The organism is Pseudarthrobacter enclensis, assembly GCF_001457025.1.
Classification (GTDB): Bacteria; Actinomycetota; Actinomycetes; order Actinomycetales; family Micrococcaceae; genus Arthrobacter; species Arthrobacter enclensis.
This window is the reverse complement of sequence record NZ_KQ758607.1, coordinates 63215-78457: the sequence shown is the minus strand read 5'-3', so window position 1 is coordinate 78457 and position 15243 is coordinate 63215. Positions and strand designations below refer to the sequence as shown.

The following is a 15243-nucleotide window of genomic DNA, read 5'->3' as shown; positions in this document are numbered from 1 at the left end:
GCTGGCCTGCCGGCTGGCATAGTGGAGTCTTGTGAAACAGACTTCCCCTTCGCAGCGGTCCGTAACCATGGAGGACGTGGCGCGCGAGGCCGGAGTCAGCCGGGCGCTGGTGTCCCTGGTGATGCGCGATTCACCCAAGGTGTCCCCGGCCAAGCGGACGGCGGTGCTGGAAAGTGCCGCCGCCCTGGGCTACTCCCCCAACAGGCTGGCCAGCCGGCTGGCCAGCCACCGCACCCACACCCTGGGCGTGCTGTTCCTGGACCTGCACAACTCCGTCTTCGCGGACATTCATGACGGCCTCAGCGCAGGGCTGGCCGGCAGCGGCAACCAGGTGATGGTGGCTGTCGGCTCCGCGGATCCGCGCACCGAGCTCGAGGCCGTGCGTTCGTTCGTGGACTTGCGCGTGGACGGGGTGATCCTGGCCGGGTACACCGGCACCTCCGAGGATCTGACGGCCGCCCTGCGCGGGACACCCGGCGTGGTGATTACCCGGGAGTTGGAGGCCGACGGCGTCGATTCGGTTTTGACGGATGACTTCCGTTCGGGCGTACTCGCCGTGGAGCACCTTTACGGCCTGGGGCACCGTCGGATTGCCCACGTGGACATCTCCGACTGGCTTCCGTATACCGCCCGCCGCGAAGGCTACCTGCATGCCATGCGGCAGTTCGGACTGGAGCCCCAGCTGGTGCACAGCGACATGACCGAACGCGGCGGACGCGCGGTGATGGAGCAGTTCCTCGACTCGGGGGCGGAGCGACCCACCGCCATTTTCGCGCATAACGACCTCACGGCCATCGGCGTCATGGAAGCACTGGCGGGCCGTGGCCTCGCGGTCCCGAGCGATGTGGCCATTGTTGGTTGCGACAACATTGAGTTTGCCGCTTCCCCGCTGATCGGCCTTACGTCCATCGACCAGCACGCCAGGGAACTGGGACTGGTAGCGGCGCAGGCCATGCTTGACCGTATCGCCGGGACCGCCGGGCCGGCGGCAACCCGCAAGTTGGAACCGGCCCTGATGGTCCGCCGCTCCTCGGACCCCGCGGCCTGATCCCCCGGCTCCCCCGCCTCCATGAGGGGAATGGACCCTGTGCAGGGGCACCGGTCAAACTTCAGATGGCGCGCCTTTTAAGCTCGCGGTATACCGTCGTCCGTGACACGTTGAACAACTCGGCCAGCTCGGCCTGCGTGTGCTCTCCGGCATCGTGCAGTGTCAAAAGGTATTTTCGCTGCGTCTTGGACAATTTTGGCTGCTTTCCTTTCAGCCGCCCCTTTGCCTTTGCAATGGCCATTCCTTCGCGGGTGCGCATCCGGATCAGGTCGGCTTCAAACTCGGCCACCATGCCCAGGACGTTGAAGAGCAGCCGGCCTACAGGGTCAGTCGGATCGTGGGTGCTGCCCCCGAGGCTGAGGACTACCCCTTTGGCCGTCAGTTCGTCGGCGATGTCTCTGGCATCCGAAAGGGAGCGCGCCAGCCGATCGAGCTTGGTCACCACGAGGGTATCGCCGGCCCGGCACGCCGCCATCGCTTCACGGAGCCCCGGGCGTACCCGATTGGCTCCGGTCAGTCCGTGATCGACGAAGATCTGCTTCTCGTCAACCCAAGGGCAAGGAGAGCGTTTCGTTGGGCGGTGAGGTCCTGGTCGTTCGTCGAGACCCGGGCATAACCGATCTTCATTCCAGTCATGAGGAATATGGTTGCAGTAATGGCCCCGCCAGCGTGCATATCATCGTGCGGGTTTTACGTACATGGCTGAGGTCAGCATCCGTGCGGAACGTTGCAGCGGGTTGCTGCGAACGATGATCGACCGGCTTATGGGCGCCTGCCGTCGGCCTAGCGGCGAGCCGGGGAGCTCCAGATTGCGCGAGACTGAATAATACTTCGGGTGATGGTTTTCCATAGATTTCTCCCCGCTGTCGTTATTGTCGGCACCGCTGGAATCCTTATTCTTGCGACCACGGCTGACGCACTCGGCAATCCTCAGCTTGCATTCGGAATGATCGCCGGACTGCTGGTTCTGTTGATCGTCCTATCGGCTGCGGGATTGGTTTTTAGATTTAAGATTCGGCAGGCCGCCAGGCAGTATCACCAAGCAGCGTCGCAGGGACTCTCTGCTCCCGGCCGCACCCTTCGGGCTGAAGAGTCGGAAAGTTACCCCTGCGATGCAGAGACAGTGTGGTCGCTGATCCGCGCGGCTGAGAGCGCTGTCCTTCTGGAAAATGCGGCGCGTGCCTACACGGAGCCCGGAACCCCGACAGGGGTCGGTGAGCAACAGACCTTCATCCGGGCGGACGGGTCAGCGTCGACCATCGAGGTTGTTGAAGAAGAGGCGCCGTATTGGGCCAAAACGGTAATTGTCGCGCCTTCCAACGCCGATATGGTGCAGACTTACCGGATCGAGCCATCGGAGAGCGGTTGCACTCTCAGGATGTGCTGAGGCTCGGGTCCCTAGTCCCATCGTTTGGATTTAGACACCCTGGCGCCACCCGTAGGGGGATCCTCGAACGGACGCTTCCTACTCGACTGCTGGTCGCCCATAGGACGGGGGTGCATGAGAATTGCTGTTGTGGATAAAGCCAGGATTATTGAGTCTTCGTTCGCCGGGATACTCAAAGCGCGCGGGTTCCGTAGACGAGGTCGCAGCTGGTTCCGAACCACATCCTCAGGTGAGTATCAGGTGATTAACCTGCAGAAGTCCCCCTGGGGCGGGGAGAGCTTCTATCTCAACCTAGGGTGGGACCCGGCAGTGGCTTCTGGTGAGTTCAGATCAGAGAACTCTTGCGTTTTCGGTCTTCGCGCCGAAAATATCGATGTCATTCCATCCATCGATTTCGTTAGGCCAGATGGCTTGGCAGCGAGGGACCTGCCTGGAATCATCCTGCTGGACGCCGAGATGAGTAGTCGGATTCCAGAGGATTCCTTCGTCAAGCAGCTCATCGATGTCATTGTCGTCCCCATAGCAGACTTCATGGATCGCACGCCAGCCTTGCAGGATCTGGTCCCCCTGCTGACCGAAAAGCCCCACCTCGCCTTTATCCCCGTGCGGGAAGAACTTAAACGTCGCGGGTTTACCCTGCCTGCAATGTGAGGAATTTGGTCAGCGCCCGTTGAAGGATCCCGTACCGGCCGACGAGAGCGGCGCCAGCCCGGTGGCATAAGCAGTTGTTTTCGGTAGGCTGAGTGCGCCATGTTGTAGATACACAACGGCCGGACCTCCGCCACTGTGGTGGAAATCCGGAACTGGGATGTTCGGAGAACTCCTTCCACAAGCCGGTAGGTGCTGCTGATGTTGGGGGTTGAATCGGTGACTCGCTGGGCCCGATGGGGGCGAGCCTACTTCGGCCTGCAGGCCATCGCTGGCGCCTCCTGGTGGATTGCGGTTTTCACATCGTCCATGGTGCGCGAGGCAACCCTGGGCAATCTCAATCCGGTCGCGGTCGCTGCCCTCGACCTTCCACTGTTCGTGGTTGCCTCGGCGTTTGCGGGATTCGGTTTCAGGGCGGCCGCGGTAGTCAGCACCTGCTGGACCAGCATCGTTGCCGTCGCACTGGCAACATACGCCACAATCACAACCGAAGCAGGCTGGGGCGCTGTAATCATGTTGGCTGCTGCCGCCGGTGCACTGATCGCGCTCTGCCTCATTCTGCTGGGGCGCCTACCGACTTCGTGGATCATCCGCGGTCCCTTCACATTCCGGCCCGCAAAAAGCCACCCGTCTGCCGCAAAGCACGTGGCATCAACGTTCGTCCAAATCGTCATCTTCTGGGGGTCATTCCTTGTGGTGATCCCGGTCACCCTGGCGGCGCTTGAACAGCGATGGGCTGCGACACTCCCATTTCCATCATTTGCAGGTCCTTTCGGGCTCGCCGTTCTAGTCCTCGCCATCGCCCTTGGCCTCTGGTCTGCAGTTGCCATGTCGACGCTCGGAGACGGCACACCCCTGCCATTGGCAATGGCCAACCGACTGGTCATCGCAGGACCCTATCGTTGGGTTCGTAATCCGATGGCCGTCGCAGGAATCGTTCAAGGCGCCGCGGTCGGTCTGATTCTCCAATCATGGTTTGTCGTCGCATACGCGGTCGCGGGCTCGCTAGTGTGGAACTACGCCGTTAGGCCGCTAGAGGAATTTGACCTCAAGGAACGGTTTGGCGAGGAATTCCAGCGATATCAAGAAACCGTGAAGTGCTGGATCCCTCGAGTGCCGCAGACTCCCCGACCGTGAGGTGCCCGGTGAAGGATCGGTTATCGAGCGCTGCTGAGCAGCATACAAGTCATAGGGCCTAGGCATAGTTTTTGTTAGGCCGGATGGCTTGGCGTGAGGGACCTTCGTGGAGTCATCCTGCTGGCCACCGAGATGAGTTGTCCGATCTTTCGATCCCTCGGTACGGCTGGCGGGGTCAGTTACGCGACCTCGGGGCCCGCCTATTAGAGCTTTTGCGATTCGAGGCTGAGCGCTTGTCGGGGAGTCTGCATATTCGACTTACCGTCGCAGGCCAACCGTGCCTTCATCACAGCGATGTGGACCAAACGACCAGCACTCCACTTAAGGCGCAAAGCGCGAAGACGGACAGAAGGGGTGGGCCCGACAGTCTGTACTCTGGGTCCTGACCCCACTGTCCCAAGCTCCTGAAAATTATGAGTAGGATGCCTGCCATACAAAGGAGCCCCGCCGTCAGCACTAGGAGAGAAGGAAGACTCCTGTCTCCCACGGCGGCCAAAAAAACCACTGCAACGCCCAACAGGCCGCAGCCCGCCACCATGGCGACTCTGAGCGCTTTGGCTATACCCAAACGTGCCCGTTTCATGGGGTCTGTCGAAGACGTCATGGGCTGAGCATAACCGCCGCAGGCATGGGCTAACTATCGCGAGAAGGGCACCAGCACGGTGTTCGGAGTCTGAAATCTCGTCGTAGGCACAACTGGACCTTCATGCCGGACCGCGGTTCAAGTGCCGTTTGAGGATCCCGTACCGGACGCTGATTAGTTTCTTGCTTGGGCAGAGTTGGGCAGCTCATGATGCCGTCCGGGCAGTTTCCGCGATCATTTGTGGTTGAATCAGCGCGTGCTCCTGACAATGAAAACAACCGGTGATCGCTGACATGCCGCGGCCACCCCTTGACGAGTTCCTTACCGGCGAGCTGAGCAACTTCATCCGGGCTCAGCTCCTCACGGCAATCGAGCAGTTGCAGACTGGGCGGCGATCCTTCACGTACAACACCTTCAATGTGCTGCTCGACGCGGAAGCAGACACAACGACAATCGAAGATGAGCTTGACCTTGATCGCCAGAGCACGCTGGTACTTGAAGAGTTTCGGAAGCTTCTTTGGGCCACCGAGGATTCATGAGTCGATGCTTCTTAAGCGGGTCCTCCACCGGGCACTTACTCGGATAATTGGCGAGTGGCCAACGATGCCAAGACCGCGCGCGGCTCCACGTCGTACCCAGTTGCGCGATTGCCGGACCAGTTGAGCCCCACGCGTAGCCCATCTCGTTCCAGGCCGGGCAACCACTTTGACCGCCATCACTAAGAGGGATCAGGACTTTCTCGAAGCCTGCATAGTCCTGGGCATTCGTTACGATTCGCTCCGCTCGTGAGCTCAGGGACCAGAAGGGCATGCTTCGAAGTCCATTGTTTCCAAACGGGGCTGGAAAGCCGTGAGTATCCCGAATTGTCCAGACTTGGTGTCCGCGGACGACTTCCTCGAAAAATGCCGATGCATGCGCACCGCTGATTGTCATGGCAGCATCGTCTCAGACTTCCTGAGGTAACTCACCGACGTGGCGCAAGGATCGTATATTCGCATGGCCGCATCAGCGTCGGATTATGCGATCTGGACTACCCGACATTGCTGACACAGTGGATACTCTTGCAGGAATGGAGTCAACCTCTCCTGCATTGCTTTGAAGTCCCAGCCATACATGTACAGCGCTGTTTCATGGGGTCCTTGCCAATGGCTGCTTACGATGCCGAGTCCCTCCAACAACCGGCTGCACTCTGCATAGACGTAATTGGAGTCGCAATCCCGATACACCTCATCGGCTAGGTCGGTGCCGTTGAGGTAGAGGGCTAGTCCTTCGTGCGCCCCAAAAGGTATCCGACGATCTAGGTCTAGCAGGTGCAGTGAGGAGCCCTTGGGTGCAAGCATTGACGTGAGGGTTTCGGAAATGGCCTCGGCCCTCGCATCTGAGGGTCCGTCAAACTCAATCTCGATGTCGCACTCACTGATTTCACCGTTCGCCGCCATTTGGATTCCCCCACCGACCACACGAATTTCTTGTCCGCGCTGTTTCATCGCGGCCTCGAAGGCGTCTTCTAGTGCGGCCCGATCCAGAGGCTGCAGCCGGGCATTTAGCGTGACAACGACAACGCTGGAACTTCTTTTCTTGAAGCGGCCGAACATTTCCAACCTTCCAAAGCGTATGAATCCTCTTGAAACTACCAGTATGTTTTGGCGAGAAGTGGCATCAGATCGCCTAATGCTGTGGCCGCATGGGCCCCGTTGAAGTGCCGCCCGATGGCCGATCCCTCACCGGGCATCCGCTTGGGTTGCTTTTGACTGAAATGTCAGCCCACTTGAAGCTAAGCTCGTTCTGGTTTGAATGAACGTGAACATCCTTGGGGGAGCTATGGATGCTGGTCCGCTGAACTTCGTTGTCCTCTTGGTGGTGGGTGCCGCCGTCTTTTTCTATGTCCTCTACCTAGTGATTAGAGCGGCGGTTCGTGACGGTATCGTCCGTGCTGATGAACGAAGGACCGCCGATATAGCGGACTCGGAGCACCTCTAGAGGATCCTTCACCGGGCACTCCGATTTTCCACCGTGGGGTGAGGTGAAGACCGGCAACTGGGACCAGGCCAGAGACTACGAGGAAGAGGCTATCGAAAGCTTCCTGCCCTGCGGGCCGTCCGCAACTCGGTCCCTTACCCTATTGGCATCGAATTGAGTCTGAGCTGCAACAAGTGCTTCCAGGTGCAGATTTGGGGACCGGTTATGTGAAGGAGATCCCTAGCGAAGTTAGAGCGTGTTTGCAGGCGCTGGGCCTAGGGTCCAGACATTGGTAGGAGAAAAATCCATCTCCCAGCCTGGAACGAGTCCGGTCACATCGATGTGGTCGGGGTAACTGGGTATACCGTCGGGGAGAGCGGGGAGCCTGCCTGCATAGAACTCCACGGATTCCGCATTGATTATCAGATCCATCCCATAGTTTCCGCCTAGAGGTTTCGCTTCCACGCCGCTGGCCGTCTGTTCTATGTGGCATTCAGCCACTTCCCAAACCTGAGGGTTTGGCCTCTCCCTGGGACTAGTCGTTGCCCACGTCACTCCGGTTGTCTTTCGGAACATCATGACCCCACAGTTCAGGGAATCAATGTTGAGCTCGCCCGGGAGATAAGACGAACGGACCTCAAAGAGGGCGCCTACGGTTGAGTGGAGCACGTCTATGCGAACGTCTAAGAGTTGCGCGTCTTCGAAGATCCAGCCGATGGTCAGTGGATTATGTTCGGGGTTGCCGGGCAGACCCAGTATCTGATGCAGGAAGAGATCGGAAAGCTTCATGCACCGAACTCTACGTGGGCTCTATTCCGCGCAACGAGCTGGGGAACGTAACTGCGCGGGGCTCTGTTCTATGCAAAGCTGTGGCAGCTCGCAGATTAAACTTCAGGCCGGCAGAGGTTACAGAGCGCAGATGAGAAGACAGCCGTACGTTTCTCACCTGGCTACTCTTCGTAGGACAGGCTCGGGCGATCCACCCAGAACATGCTTGCCTTCGCCGACGAACTCCGCAGCAGGGGCGCCGGCCTGAGCGTCCTGAACCTGGGCGGGAGGCGACGTCGACACAGCAACACCGATGGGCTCTATGTTGTTCACAATCATGGCCGCCCTCGCGCAGATGGAACACGAGATCAAGCGCGAACGCGTCACTGATTCCATAATCAAACGAAGAGATGCCGGAAGGACCTTGGCGGCCGACCCCTCCGGACTCAACGACCGACATACGAATTCAGCGGGTTATCAGCACAATCGCTATCGCCACTCCAATGAGGACAGCACCTAGCCCCGCGACGACCATGTACCCAGGTTCTGGCCGCCCCATCAACTTGGTGCCCGCCTTGCCAAACGCTGATCGTTGAGAGTCTTCCATCAATTTGCTGAACGCTTTGCGCTTTGCGATCAGGAGAACACCGATAAGGACGGCGATTCCCGCAACAAGGCTTCCTACGAGTAGCTCCATGATTCTGGTATCCCATCCTAAAGATTGCGGCCAGCCTAGCCCTAGGCCTCGGGTATCTGTACCTGTTCTTCACCGTAGGTGGAGTATGAGATTCACTGCTCGCTCAATTACGATCACAGTCTCACACGAAAGACCGACATACCCTGGGATAGCTGGCTCGAACTGCTGAGCCGCTAGGTGTCCCGTATACCCTCGCCCTAAAAATTGCCCATTGAGGGTGCTCTATACGCTACGCAAGAAAATGTCTCGTAACCCTAGGGATTCGAGGCGCCCAGGTTGCGAGACACGTTGACTCGGGCTGCGGGCCGCGTCGGGGATCGTTCATCGGGACGCTTCAGGCAGGATCGATGTCTGCGAGCTGGACGGCAGTACGCAGATTGTCGAGGCGGAAAATCGCTGCCGGCACTTGCTCGTCGCGCAGGGTGGTGAACTGGATCGCATCAAGATCAGCTGCAGCGAGACGCGTGGCATGCTCTACGCCTGAACCGTCGTTCTCAAAGAGAGGGGCAACGTTCTCCAGGACTGACTGGGTTTCAGCAAGCGTGGTGGTCCCGTTCTCTAGATTTTTGATGGCCTCCAGCACCTTCTTGGCAAGGCGGATGTTGTGATTGTTCATCATCATCGTCCAGCCACTACGTGGGCGCGTTGGAGATCCGAGGCGCAGAATGAAAGGTCAACTAGGGCCATGAGGGAAATACTACGAAGACCCGAACTGTCTGTCGGTTTGCCCGTTGAGGGATCGCTCACCGGATGCCAGTTGGCGCTCATTCTGATCTCGCGCTGAGGCTTTTGGCCATGTGTTCGTTCAGATAGAGCAGTTCCCGGAAGGGCACGGCCTTTCTTGCCGCCGTCGCAATGTTCCGCCCCTCTTCTGTGAAGAGGAACGGGTAGACGCTGATGCCCTCGTCGAGGGACAGAGCGGCGACCTCTTCTTCCCATCCCGGCCATCGCAGCTCGCGGTAGAACTCCGTAGCTCCGCCCCTCACGAGCCACTCGACGAATGCCGTGTAGCCAGCTCCGAGGGGCGTCCACTCCAGAGTGTCCGGACCCCAATAGCAGACTTCACCGGGCTCGGCAGGAAGATCATCGTGATTGATAGCGAAGAAACCACCCAGAACGTCGTAAGCGATGACGAGATGACCTGGGGGCGCTGCACGATGATCGGGCTCACCTAAAGCGTTTACTGTAGCAATGTCCTCGATTCCATCGGCGCCAGCGCCGAGAATGCGTACCCATCCGTGATCGATGGCGATAGCCGCGCAGTTCGACGCAATTGCTCCCAGCGTCGACGCGGCTGTCAGCTGTAGACGGAAGAGAACGTTCCTTTTCGACGTGTCGTCCGCTGACAACACTTTGAAGTCGACGACCGCGTCAGCCAAGAGCGTTTCCAGCCATGGCCACGCGGGAGAATCGACGCCAAGAAGCTCATCAGCAGATCGTGTTGGAGTCATAAACAGATGCTGTCACAGGTCGCGCTTGCCCGGTTGCCGCGACTCCCGGAATGACAGGCCAGCCGCGCACGTTCCGGCGGCGCTCTGATCCCCTCCATGCGCACGCTGAAGGATCCTCCACCGGACAGTCGGTCGATCGGGTGCCTACCCCAACTGCTGCGTTCGACCAGTCTCGTAATGAAGGACGCCGTCGTGTTCCAGTGCGAACAGCCTGTCGGCGACTTCCTGCGCTTGAGCCTCATCGCAGGATATGGCGAAGAACTGCGGGGAGATGAAATCGATTAGGCAGCCATTCTCGGCAAGTTCAGCGGCCAGGAGTTGCGATGTGTTGGGTTCCTCGAAATTCAGTTGGACTCTGAATGTGAAATTGAGAGCGTCGTGCTCCACACCAGTGGCAACGAGCGCATTCTCAGCGGATCGCATCACGCTCACGCGGTCGCCGAAATTGAGGTCGTAGAGATAAGCGGGGACTCCTAGAACAGTCGCAGTGCCGTCCGCTTCCAAGCGACCGCGAAGTCCCTCCCATGTTTGCTCCACGTCAGGTTCAAGTGGTACCGCAAACCATATGGTGTCTCGCGCTTCCTGGGCTTCTGGAAGGGGCTGGAGCAAAGCATCGCGCCAGTGAGCCACGACGCCGGGATGTTGCCGGTAATCAGTCACGAGCTGAGACTACCCAAGGAACCGTTCGATGAGACCGCGCCACGGGGTAGGTTTTCCCAGCGGCGACGGGTAGGGGGGTTCTTCTACGAGCTGCTCCAAAAGGCTAGCCCACCTCCGGGCGTAGACACGATCAGTAATCCGCCTGGACCAGTGACGTTCCAAGCTTCGTACGCCGACTTGGGTTCCGGCACCACACTCAGCCGGAAGCCGTCCTGGATGGCAATCTCAAGTCGTCCGTCGTCGAAGGCTCTTGCCTCAGCAACCACCTGGGAGCGTGAGAGCGGCAGAACGGGACTGAGCTGATCGAAATCACCGCCCGGTTCGACTACATGAGAAGTACCATCGGGGTGCTCAAGAACGAAGCTCTCCTCAATGGTGATTCTGAGACGTTCGAGAACCAGAGTCACCTGGAAATCCAGGACGAGTTGCAGGATGAGTTGCCCACTCACCTCGAGAAGCCAGTAACCCTCGAATCTCTGAGCCCCGTTCAAGGACGCCGGAACATATGCCACAACGGCCCCCTTCCTACTACGCCCCGCTCCACCTTAGCCCTGCCCAGGGGCCGGCATCCCAAAGCGGGTAGGGTTCCCCACGGCGTCCAGTACCAAAGGAGTCCCCGTGAGCCGATCCCCTCTCGTGCGCGGCAACGTACCGGCCAGGGCCCGGCCGACCACTTCTCGGTCCCTGGCGGGTGGTTCAGACGCGGACCACGCCTGCGGCCTCAGCCGCCGCATCGTCCGGGGCTTCGGACGGTGCGTCGATGCGGGTTTCGCTCCGCTTGGCAGCGGCCGCAGCGAAGGCCATGACGGCCACGCCCGCCAGTGTGATGACGGCTCCGGCCCAGATGGGCGAGGTGTATCCGAAGCCTGCGGTGATGGTGACCCCGCCCAGCCAGGCGCCCAGGGCGTTGCCCACGTTGAAGGCACCGATGTTGGCACCCGAGGCCAGGGTAGGTGCTCCCGGGGCGTACTTCATCACGCGCATCTGCAGGCCCGGGACCGTGGCGAAGCCGAAGCCGCCCATCAGGACCAGGAAGGCCACAGTCAGCACCGGGTTGGCCGCTGCCAGGGCGAACCCCACCAGGACCAGGGCAAGGACGGCCAGGACCACCAGCAGGGTGCGGTCCACGTTCCGGTCCGCGGCCTTGCCACCCAGGGTGTTGCCTGCGAACAGTCCGACGCCGAACACGATGAGGAGCCAGGGGACGGTGGAGGCGGCGAACCCGGAGACCTCGGTCAGTGTGTAGGCGATGTAGGTGAACGCGCCGAACATGCCGCCGAAGCCCAGGATGGTGACGGCGATGGACAGCCAAACCTGCCCGGACCGGAAGGCCAGCAGCTCCGAGCGGAGGCTTCCAGCTTTGTCCGCCTCCCCTGCCTGGCGGGGCACCAGCGCCAGGATTCCGGCGAGCGCCAGCACACCGATCACGGTGATGGCCCAGAACGTGGCGCGCCACCCGGCGGCCTGGCCCAGCAGGGTTCCGAACGGGACACCCAGGACGTTGGCTGCCGTCAGTCCGGTGAACATCAGGGCAATGGCGCCGGCCTTCCTGCTGGGCGGGACCATGGCGGCGGCCACCACCGCACCGATGCCGAAGAAGGCGCCGTGCGCCAGGGCAGCCAGCACCCGGCCGAGCATCATGGGCCAGTAGTCGGAGGCGGTGGCTGAGAGCAGGTTGCCCGCGATGAACAGGACCAGGAGTCCTGCGAGCACCGGTTTGCGCTGCAGCCGGGTCACTGCCGCCGTGAGCCCCAGGGCCCCCGCCACCACGGCCAGCGCGTAACCGGAGATGAACCATCCGGCGGAGGCTTCGCTCACGCCGAAGTCTGCAGCAACATCCGGCAGGAGGCCGGCTATCACGAATTCGGTAAGTCCAATGCCAAACCCGCCGAGGGCTAGGGCTATCAGGCCAACAGGCATGTCAATGCTCCTTTGAGCTGTGTGGGTTGGGTTGTTGCGCCGCGGCATCGCGCCTAAAATAGTTGCAGGCGCGGTATTTATTGTTGCACAAGCAAATATACCGCGCAAGCAACTACTTTGTGGGCCAGGGGACCTTCCCCTGGCCCCGTCCCGGAAGGAGCACCATGGGCATCAAGGACGACGCCGTCGAGGTCCGAGCGCAAGGCTGGCGAACCCTGGCGGCCCTGCACGGACTGATCGAAGGCGAACTGGAACGGTCGCTGCAGGCCGGGTCAAAGCTGTCAGTGGTGGAATACACGGTCTTGGACGCGCTCAGCCGCCAGGACGGCTGGCACATGCGAATGCAGCAGCTGGCTCGGGCCACCGCGCTCAGTCCCAGTGCCACCACGCGGCTGGTGAACCGGCTGGAGGACCGCGGCCTGCTGACCAGGATCCTCTGCGACGACGACCGCAGGGGCATTTACACCGAGCTCACTCCCGGCGGCAGCAAACTGCTCGCCGAGGCGCGCCCCGTCCACGATGCCACGCTGGAGCGCGCGCTGGACCAGGCCCGTGCCCTGCCTGAACTCGCGCCCCTGGTGGACGCTTTGCCCGGGCTGCAGGTCCCCGCCTGACACGCAGGAAGCCCCTCCGGAACACTCCGGAGGGGCTTCTTTGGCCGTGGCTTCAGGATGCGCCGGCGGTCCCGGCTTTCTGCCCGGCGACGTTCTTGAAGTAATGCTCAAGGTCCTCAAGGCTGCGGTCCTTGGTTTCCGGAACGTACTTGGCCGCAAACGCGATGGCTCCCAGGCCAAGCACGGCGAACACAAAGAACGTGTTGGACAACCCGATGGCCGCCAGGAGCTGCGGGAAACCAAAACCGACCAGGAAATTCACGATCCAGAGCACGAAGGCCGACGCCCCCATGCCCAGCCCGCGGATCTTCAGCGGGAAGATCTCGGACAGCATCAGCCAGGTGACCGGCGAGATGGCACCCTGCTGGAAGGCCAGGAACGTCACCGTGAGCGACAGGATGACGAAACCCCGGACGGAGCCCTCCGGCAGGATCAGCGAGAAGAGGCCGATCAGCAGCAGCGCCGTCGTCGTGCCTGCCTGCCCGGTGATGAGCATCTTCCGGCGCCCCACCTTGCCCAGCAGCCAGATGCCCACGAACGTGGCCAGCACGGAGATCACACCGTTGGCGATGTTGGCGGTCAGGGCAGCTTCCCGGCCAAAGCCGGACTCGGACAGGATCTGCGTCCCGTAGTACATGATGGAGTTCACGCCCGTGATCTGCTGGATCACCGCCAGCCCCAGGCCCACGAAGAAGATCCTCCGCAGCCACGGAATGCCCAGGTCCTTCCATGACCCCATTTTGGACTTGTAGTCCTCCACGGCCATGGCCTTGACTTCTTCGAACTCCCGGCGGGCCTCCTCCTGCGACCTGATCCGCTGCAGCACGCTGAGGGTCTCACCGAAACTGCCCATCGACGCCAGCCAGCGGGGGCTTTCCGGCATGAAGTTCATGCCGATCCACAGCGCGATGGCGGGGAGGGTGGCGATCACCAGCATCCAGCGCCAGATGCCGCCGGATTCGCCGAAGGTGTTGCCGAGGTAGGCGTTGAAGATGAAGGCAAGCAACTGCCCGGTGACGATCATCAGCTCGTTCTGCGTGACGATCCGTCCGCGCCGGGCGCTGGGTGAGACTTCGGCAAGGTACACCGGAACGGTGACCGAGGCGCCGCCCACCGCCAGGCCCAGCACGAAGCGCGCCGCGATCATCACCTCGGTGCTCGGCGAGAAGGTGCAGGCGAGCGTGCCGACGAGGAAGATGACGGCCAGGACCATGATCATCCGACGGCGGCCGTTGCGGTCCGCCAGGCGGCCGCCGAACAGTGCGCCGAAGGCCGCGCCGAACAGCAGCGACGACGTGACCAGGCCTTCCGTGAGCGGGGTCAGCCCCAGGTCCTCCTGCATGTACGGGAGGGCACCGTTGATTACGCCCGTGTCGTAGCCGAAGAGCAGGCCTCCAAAAGTGGAGATGATGGTGACGGTCCGCAACGCCTTGTGGTGGTTGCCGGGCCTGGCCTCCTTGGCCGCCGGGGTATGCGCAGGGGAACTCATGCACTCACCTTTTGCACGTACTGCTTCATGGTGTCCAGCTGGTACCGGGACACCTCGTCGGCGTTCTCATCCTCGGCAAAGACGCTGGACACCATCACGGTGTCCTCGCGGTCCAGGAAGCCGATTTCCTTGAGGCCGCCGAAGAACTCGTCCCAGTTCACATCGCCGTCGCCCACCTTCAGGTGCTGGTGGACGCGGACCGGGTTGCCCGGCGGGTTGGTGATGTAGCGCAGGCCGTGGGAGGCGTGGTGGTCCATGGTGTCAGCCACATGGACCAGGCGCAGCCGGTCCCCCGCCGCGCGCATGATCTCCAATGGGGAGTCCTTCATGTGGAAGCTGTGCGAGGCCACGTAGACCATGCCCACGTTCTTCGAGTTCACGCCCCGGATCACGCGGATGGCAGCGAGGCCTTCCTCCACGAAGTCGTCAGGGTGCGGGTCGATCAGCAGGTCGATGCCTTCCCGCTCGATGATCGGCACCAGTTCCTCCATGGACCGGTAGAAGGCCCGTTCTGACTCCTCGGCCTTCTCCGGGCGGCCGCTGAACTCGGTGTTCATGGTGCTGACGCCCAGGTCCACGGCGATCTGGATGGCCCGCTTCCAGTAACGGACAGCAGCTTCGCGGGCATCCTCGTCCGGACCGGACCACCGGAGTACCGGCAGGATGGAGGCAATTTCGATGCCGGCGTCCGTGCAGGCCTTCTTCAGTTGTCCCACCAGTTCGTCGTCAGCCTTGGGATGGTTGTAGAAGGGGATGAAGTCCGGGTGCGGGGTCATCTGCATGTACTTGTAGCCAAGGTCCGCCACCACCTTGGGAAACTCGAGCAGGCTGTGCGAGTGGTGGTACGGGGTGGGGTCAAGTGCGATTTTCACGGAAAACACT

The 15243-nt window shown here is 61.1% G+C and carries 16 protein-coding genes and 3 pseudogenes; 8 read left to right on the top strand and 11 right to left on the bottom strand.

Annotated features, from left to right (window positions below; translation table 11 throughout):
- The first annotated feature begins 31 nt into the window (after positions 1-31).
- A complete protein-coding gene (locus tag AS031_RS17655) occupies positions 32-1048 on the top strand; it encodes a LacI family DNA-binding transcriptional regulator (RefSeq protein ID WP_141688862.1) in 1017 nt (338 codons plus the stop codon).
- Between the two features lie 61 nt (positions 1049-1109).
- Here the strand turns inward: AS031_RS17655 and AS031_RS17650 are convergent.
- Positions 1110-1684: pseudogene (locus AS031_RS17650) on the bottom strand (recombinase family protein).
- Positions 1685-1883: 199 nt separating this feature from the next.
- On the opposite strand from AS031_RS17650, the gene AS031_RS17645 reads away from it, so the two are divergent.
- The 4 genes from AS031_RS17645 (at position 1884) to AS031_RS17625 (ending at position 5342) form a co-directional block, all read left to right on the top strand.
- Entirely contained in the window at positions 1884-2435 is a 552-nt protein-coding gene (locus AS031_RS17645; RefSeq protein ID WP_058269473.1) for a hypothetical protein, read from the top strand.
- Between the two features lie 114 nt (positions 2436-2549).
- The gene (locus AS031_RS17640; protein ID WP_074447013.1) at positions 2550-3086 is read left to right on the top strand and encodes a DUF4304 domain-containing protein; all 537 of its coding nucleotides are present in this window, start codon (positions 2550-2552) and stop codon (positions 3084-3086) included.
- 198 nt (positions 3087-3284) lie between these two features.
- Positions 3285-4220, top strand: coding sequence for a methyltransferase family protein (locus tag AS031_RS17635; RefSeq protein WP_058269552.1), 936 nt, complete (start codon positions 3285-3287; stop codon positions 4218-4220).
- 864 nt (positions 4221-5084) lie between these two features.
- Positions 5085-5342 carry a hypothetical protein gene (locus AS031_RS17625; protein ID WP_058269470.1) on the top strand — a complete coding sequence of 86 codons (258 nt, stop codon included), beginning with the start codon at positions 5085-5087 and terminating at the stop codon, positions 5340-5342.
- A gap of 238 nt (positions 5343-5580) precedes the next feature.
- Here AS031_RS17625 and AS031_RS20335 read toward each other — a convergent pair.
- Positions 5581-5736: pseudogene (locus tag AS031_RS20335) on the bottom strand (DUF2750 domain-containing protein); the annotation flags it as partial.
- A gap of 83 nt (positions 5737-5819) precedes the next feature.
- Positions 5820-6398: a hypothetical protein gene (locus AS031_RS17620; protein WP_058269469.1), complete on the bottom strand. Its 579-nt coding sequence runs from the start codon at positions 6396-6398 to the stop codon at positions 5820-5822.
- A 199-nt stretch (positions 6399-6597) separates the two neighbouring features.
- Between AS031_RS17620 and AS031_RS17615 the strand changes: the two genes are divergently transcribed.
- Positions 6598-6783 carry a hypothetical protein gene (locus AS031_RS17615; protein ID WP_058269468.1) on the top strand — a complete coding sequence of 62 codons (186 nt, stop codon included), beginning with the start codon at positions 6598-6600 and terminating at the stop codon, positions 6781-6783.
- 228 nt (positions 6784-7011) lie between these two features.
- Here AS031_RS17615 and AS031_RS17610 read toward each other — a convergent pair whose 3' ends face one another.
- On the bottom strand, positions 7012-7551 hold the full coding sequence (locus tag AS031_RS17610) for a hypothetical protein (RefSeq protein WP_058269467.1): 540 nt from the start codon (positions 7549-7551) through the stop codon (positions 7012-7014).
- Positions 7552-7725: 174 nt separating this feature from the next.
- Between AS031_RS17610 and AS031_RS19590 the strand changes: the two are divergent.
- Positions 7726-8002 (top strand): annotated as a pseudogene (locus AS031_RS19590) (recombinase family protein); the annotation flags it as partial.
- Positions 8003-8561: 559 nt separating this feature from the next.
- Here AS031_RS19590 and AS031_RS17600 read toward each other — a convergent pair.
- From AS031_RS17600 to AS031_RS17580, 5 genes are all read right to left on the bottom strand, one after another.
- Positions 8562-8849: a hypothetical protein gene (locus AS031_RS17600; protein WP_141688860.1), complete on the bottom strand. Its 288-nt coding sequence runs from the start codon at positions 8847-8849 to the stop codon at positions 8562-8564.
- 142 nt (positions 8850-8991) lie between these two features.
- Positions 8992-9678 carry a DUF2625 family protein gene (locus AS031_RS17595; protein WP_074447012.1) on the bottom strand — a complete coding sequence of 229 codons (687 nt, stop codon included), beginning with the start codon at positions 9676-9678 and terminating at the stop codon, positions 8992-8994.
- A gap of 144 nt (positions 9679-9822) precedes the next feature.
- The gene (locus AS031_RS17590) at positions 9823-10338 is read right to left on the bottom strand and encodes a DUF4265 domain-containing protein (RefSeq protein ID WP_082642043.1); all 516 of its coding nucleotides are present in this window, start codon (positions 10336-10338) and stop codon (positions 9823-9825) included.
- An 83-nt stretch (positions 10339-10421) separates the two neighbouring features.
- Positions 10422-10850, bottom strand: coding sequence for a DUF6188 family protein (locus AS031_RS17585; RefSeq protein WP_058269462.1), 429 nt, complete (start codon positions 10848-10850; stop codon positions 10422-10424).
- A 184-nt stretch (positions 10851-11034) separates the two neighbouring features.
- On the bottom strand, positions 11035-12258 hold the full coding sequence (locus tag AS031_RS17580; RefSeq protein WP_058269461.1) for an MFS transporter: 1224 nt from the start codon (positions 12256-12258) through the stop codon (positions 11035-11037).
- Positions 12259-12422: 164 nt separating this feature from the next.
- On the opposite strand from AS031_RS17580, the gene AS031_RS17575 reads away from it, so the two are divergent.
- Positions 12423-12872, top strand: a complete 450-nt coding sequence (locus AS031_RS17575) for a MarR family winged helix-turn-helix transcriptional regulator (RefSeq protein ID WP_058269460.1) — start codon at positions 12423-12425, stop codon at positions 12870-12872.
- A 52-nt stretch (positions 12873-12924) separates the two neighbouring features.
- Here the strand turns inward: AS031_RS17575 and AS031_RS17570 are convergent, their stop codons facing one another.
- Positions 12925-14361, bottom strand: a complete 1437-nt coding sequence (locus AS031_RS17570; RefSeq protein ID WP_058269459.1) for a sugar porter family MFS transporter — start codon at positions 14359-14361, stop codon at positions 12925-12927.
- Positions 14358-15233 carry a sugar phosphate isomerase/epimerase family protein gene (locus tag AS031_RS17565; protein WP_058269458.1) on the bottom strand — a complete coding sequence of 292 codons (876 nt, stop codon included), beginning with the start codon at positions 15231-15233 and terminating at the stop codon, positions 14358-14360. The genes AS031_RS17570 and AS031_RS17565 overlap by 4 nt, the downstream gene beginning before the upstream one ends.
- Positions 15234-15243: the final 10 nt, after the last annotated feature.

What these genes read in the sequence shown, in the direction of transcription:
- AS031_RS17640 (WP_074447013.1), top strand. Translation starts at nt 2,550, where the DNA reads ATGAGAATTGCTGTTGTGGATAAAGCCAGGATTATTGAGTCTTCGTTC.
- AS031_RS17635 (WP_058269552.1), top strand. Translation starts at nt 3,285, where the DNA reads ATGTTGGGGGTTGAATCGGTGACTCGCTGGGCCCGATGGGGGCGAGCC.
- AS031_RS17620 (WP_058269469.1), bottom strand. Translation starts at nt 6,398, where the DNA reads ATGTTCGGCCGCTTCAAGAAAAGAAGTTCCAGCGTTGTCGTTGTCACG.
- AS031_RS17615 (WP_058269468.1), top strand. Translation starts at nt 6,598, where the DNA reads ATGAACGTGAACATCCTTGGGGGAGCTATGGATGCTGGTCCGCTGAAC.
- AS031_RS17610 (WP_058269467.1), bottom strand. Translation starts at nt 7,551, where the DNA reads ATGAAGCTTTCCGATCTCTTCCTGCATCAGATACTGGGTCTGCCCGGC.
- AS031_RS17600 (WP_141688860.1), bottom strand. Translation starts at nt 8,849, where the DNA reads ATGATGATGAACAATCACAACATCCGCCTTGCCAAGAAGGTGCTGGAG.
- AS031_RS17595 (WP_074447012.1), bottom strand. Translation starts at nt 9,678, where the DNA reads ATGACTCCAACACGATCTGCTGATGAGCTTCTTGGCGTCGATTCTCCC.
- AS031_RS17580 (WP_058269461.1), bottom strand. Translation starts at nt 12,258, where the DNA reads ATGCCTGTTGGCCTGATAGCCCTAGCCCTCGGCGGGTTTGGCATTGGA.
- AS031_RS17575 (WP_058269460.1), top strand. Translation starts at nt 12,423, where the DNA reads ATGGGCATCAAGGACGACGCCGTCGAGGTCCGAGCGCAAGGCTGGCGA.
- AS031_RS17570 (WP_058269459.1), bottom strand. Translation starts at nt 14,361, where the DNA reads ATGAGTTCCCCTGCGCATACCCCGGCGGCCAAGGAGGCCAGGCCCGGC.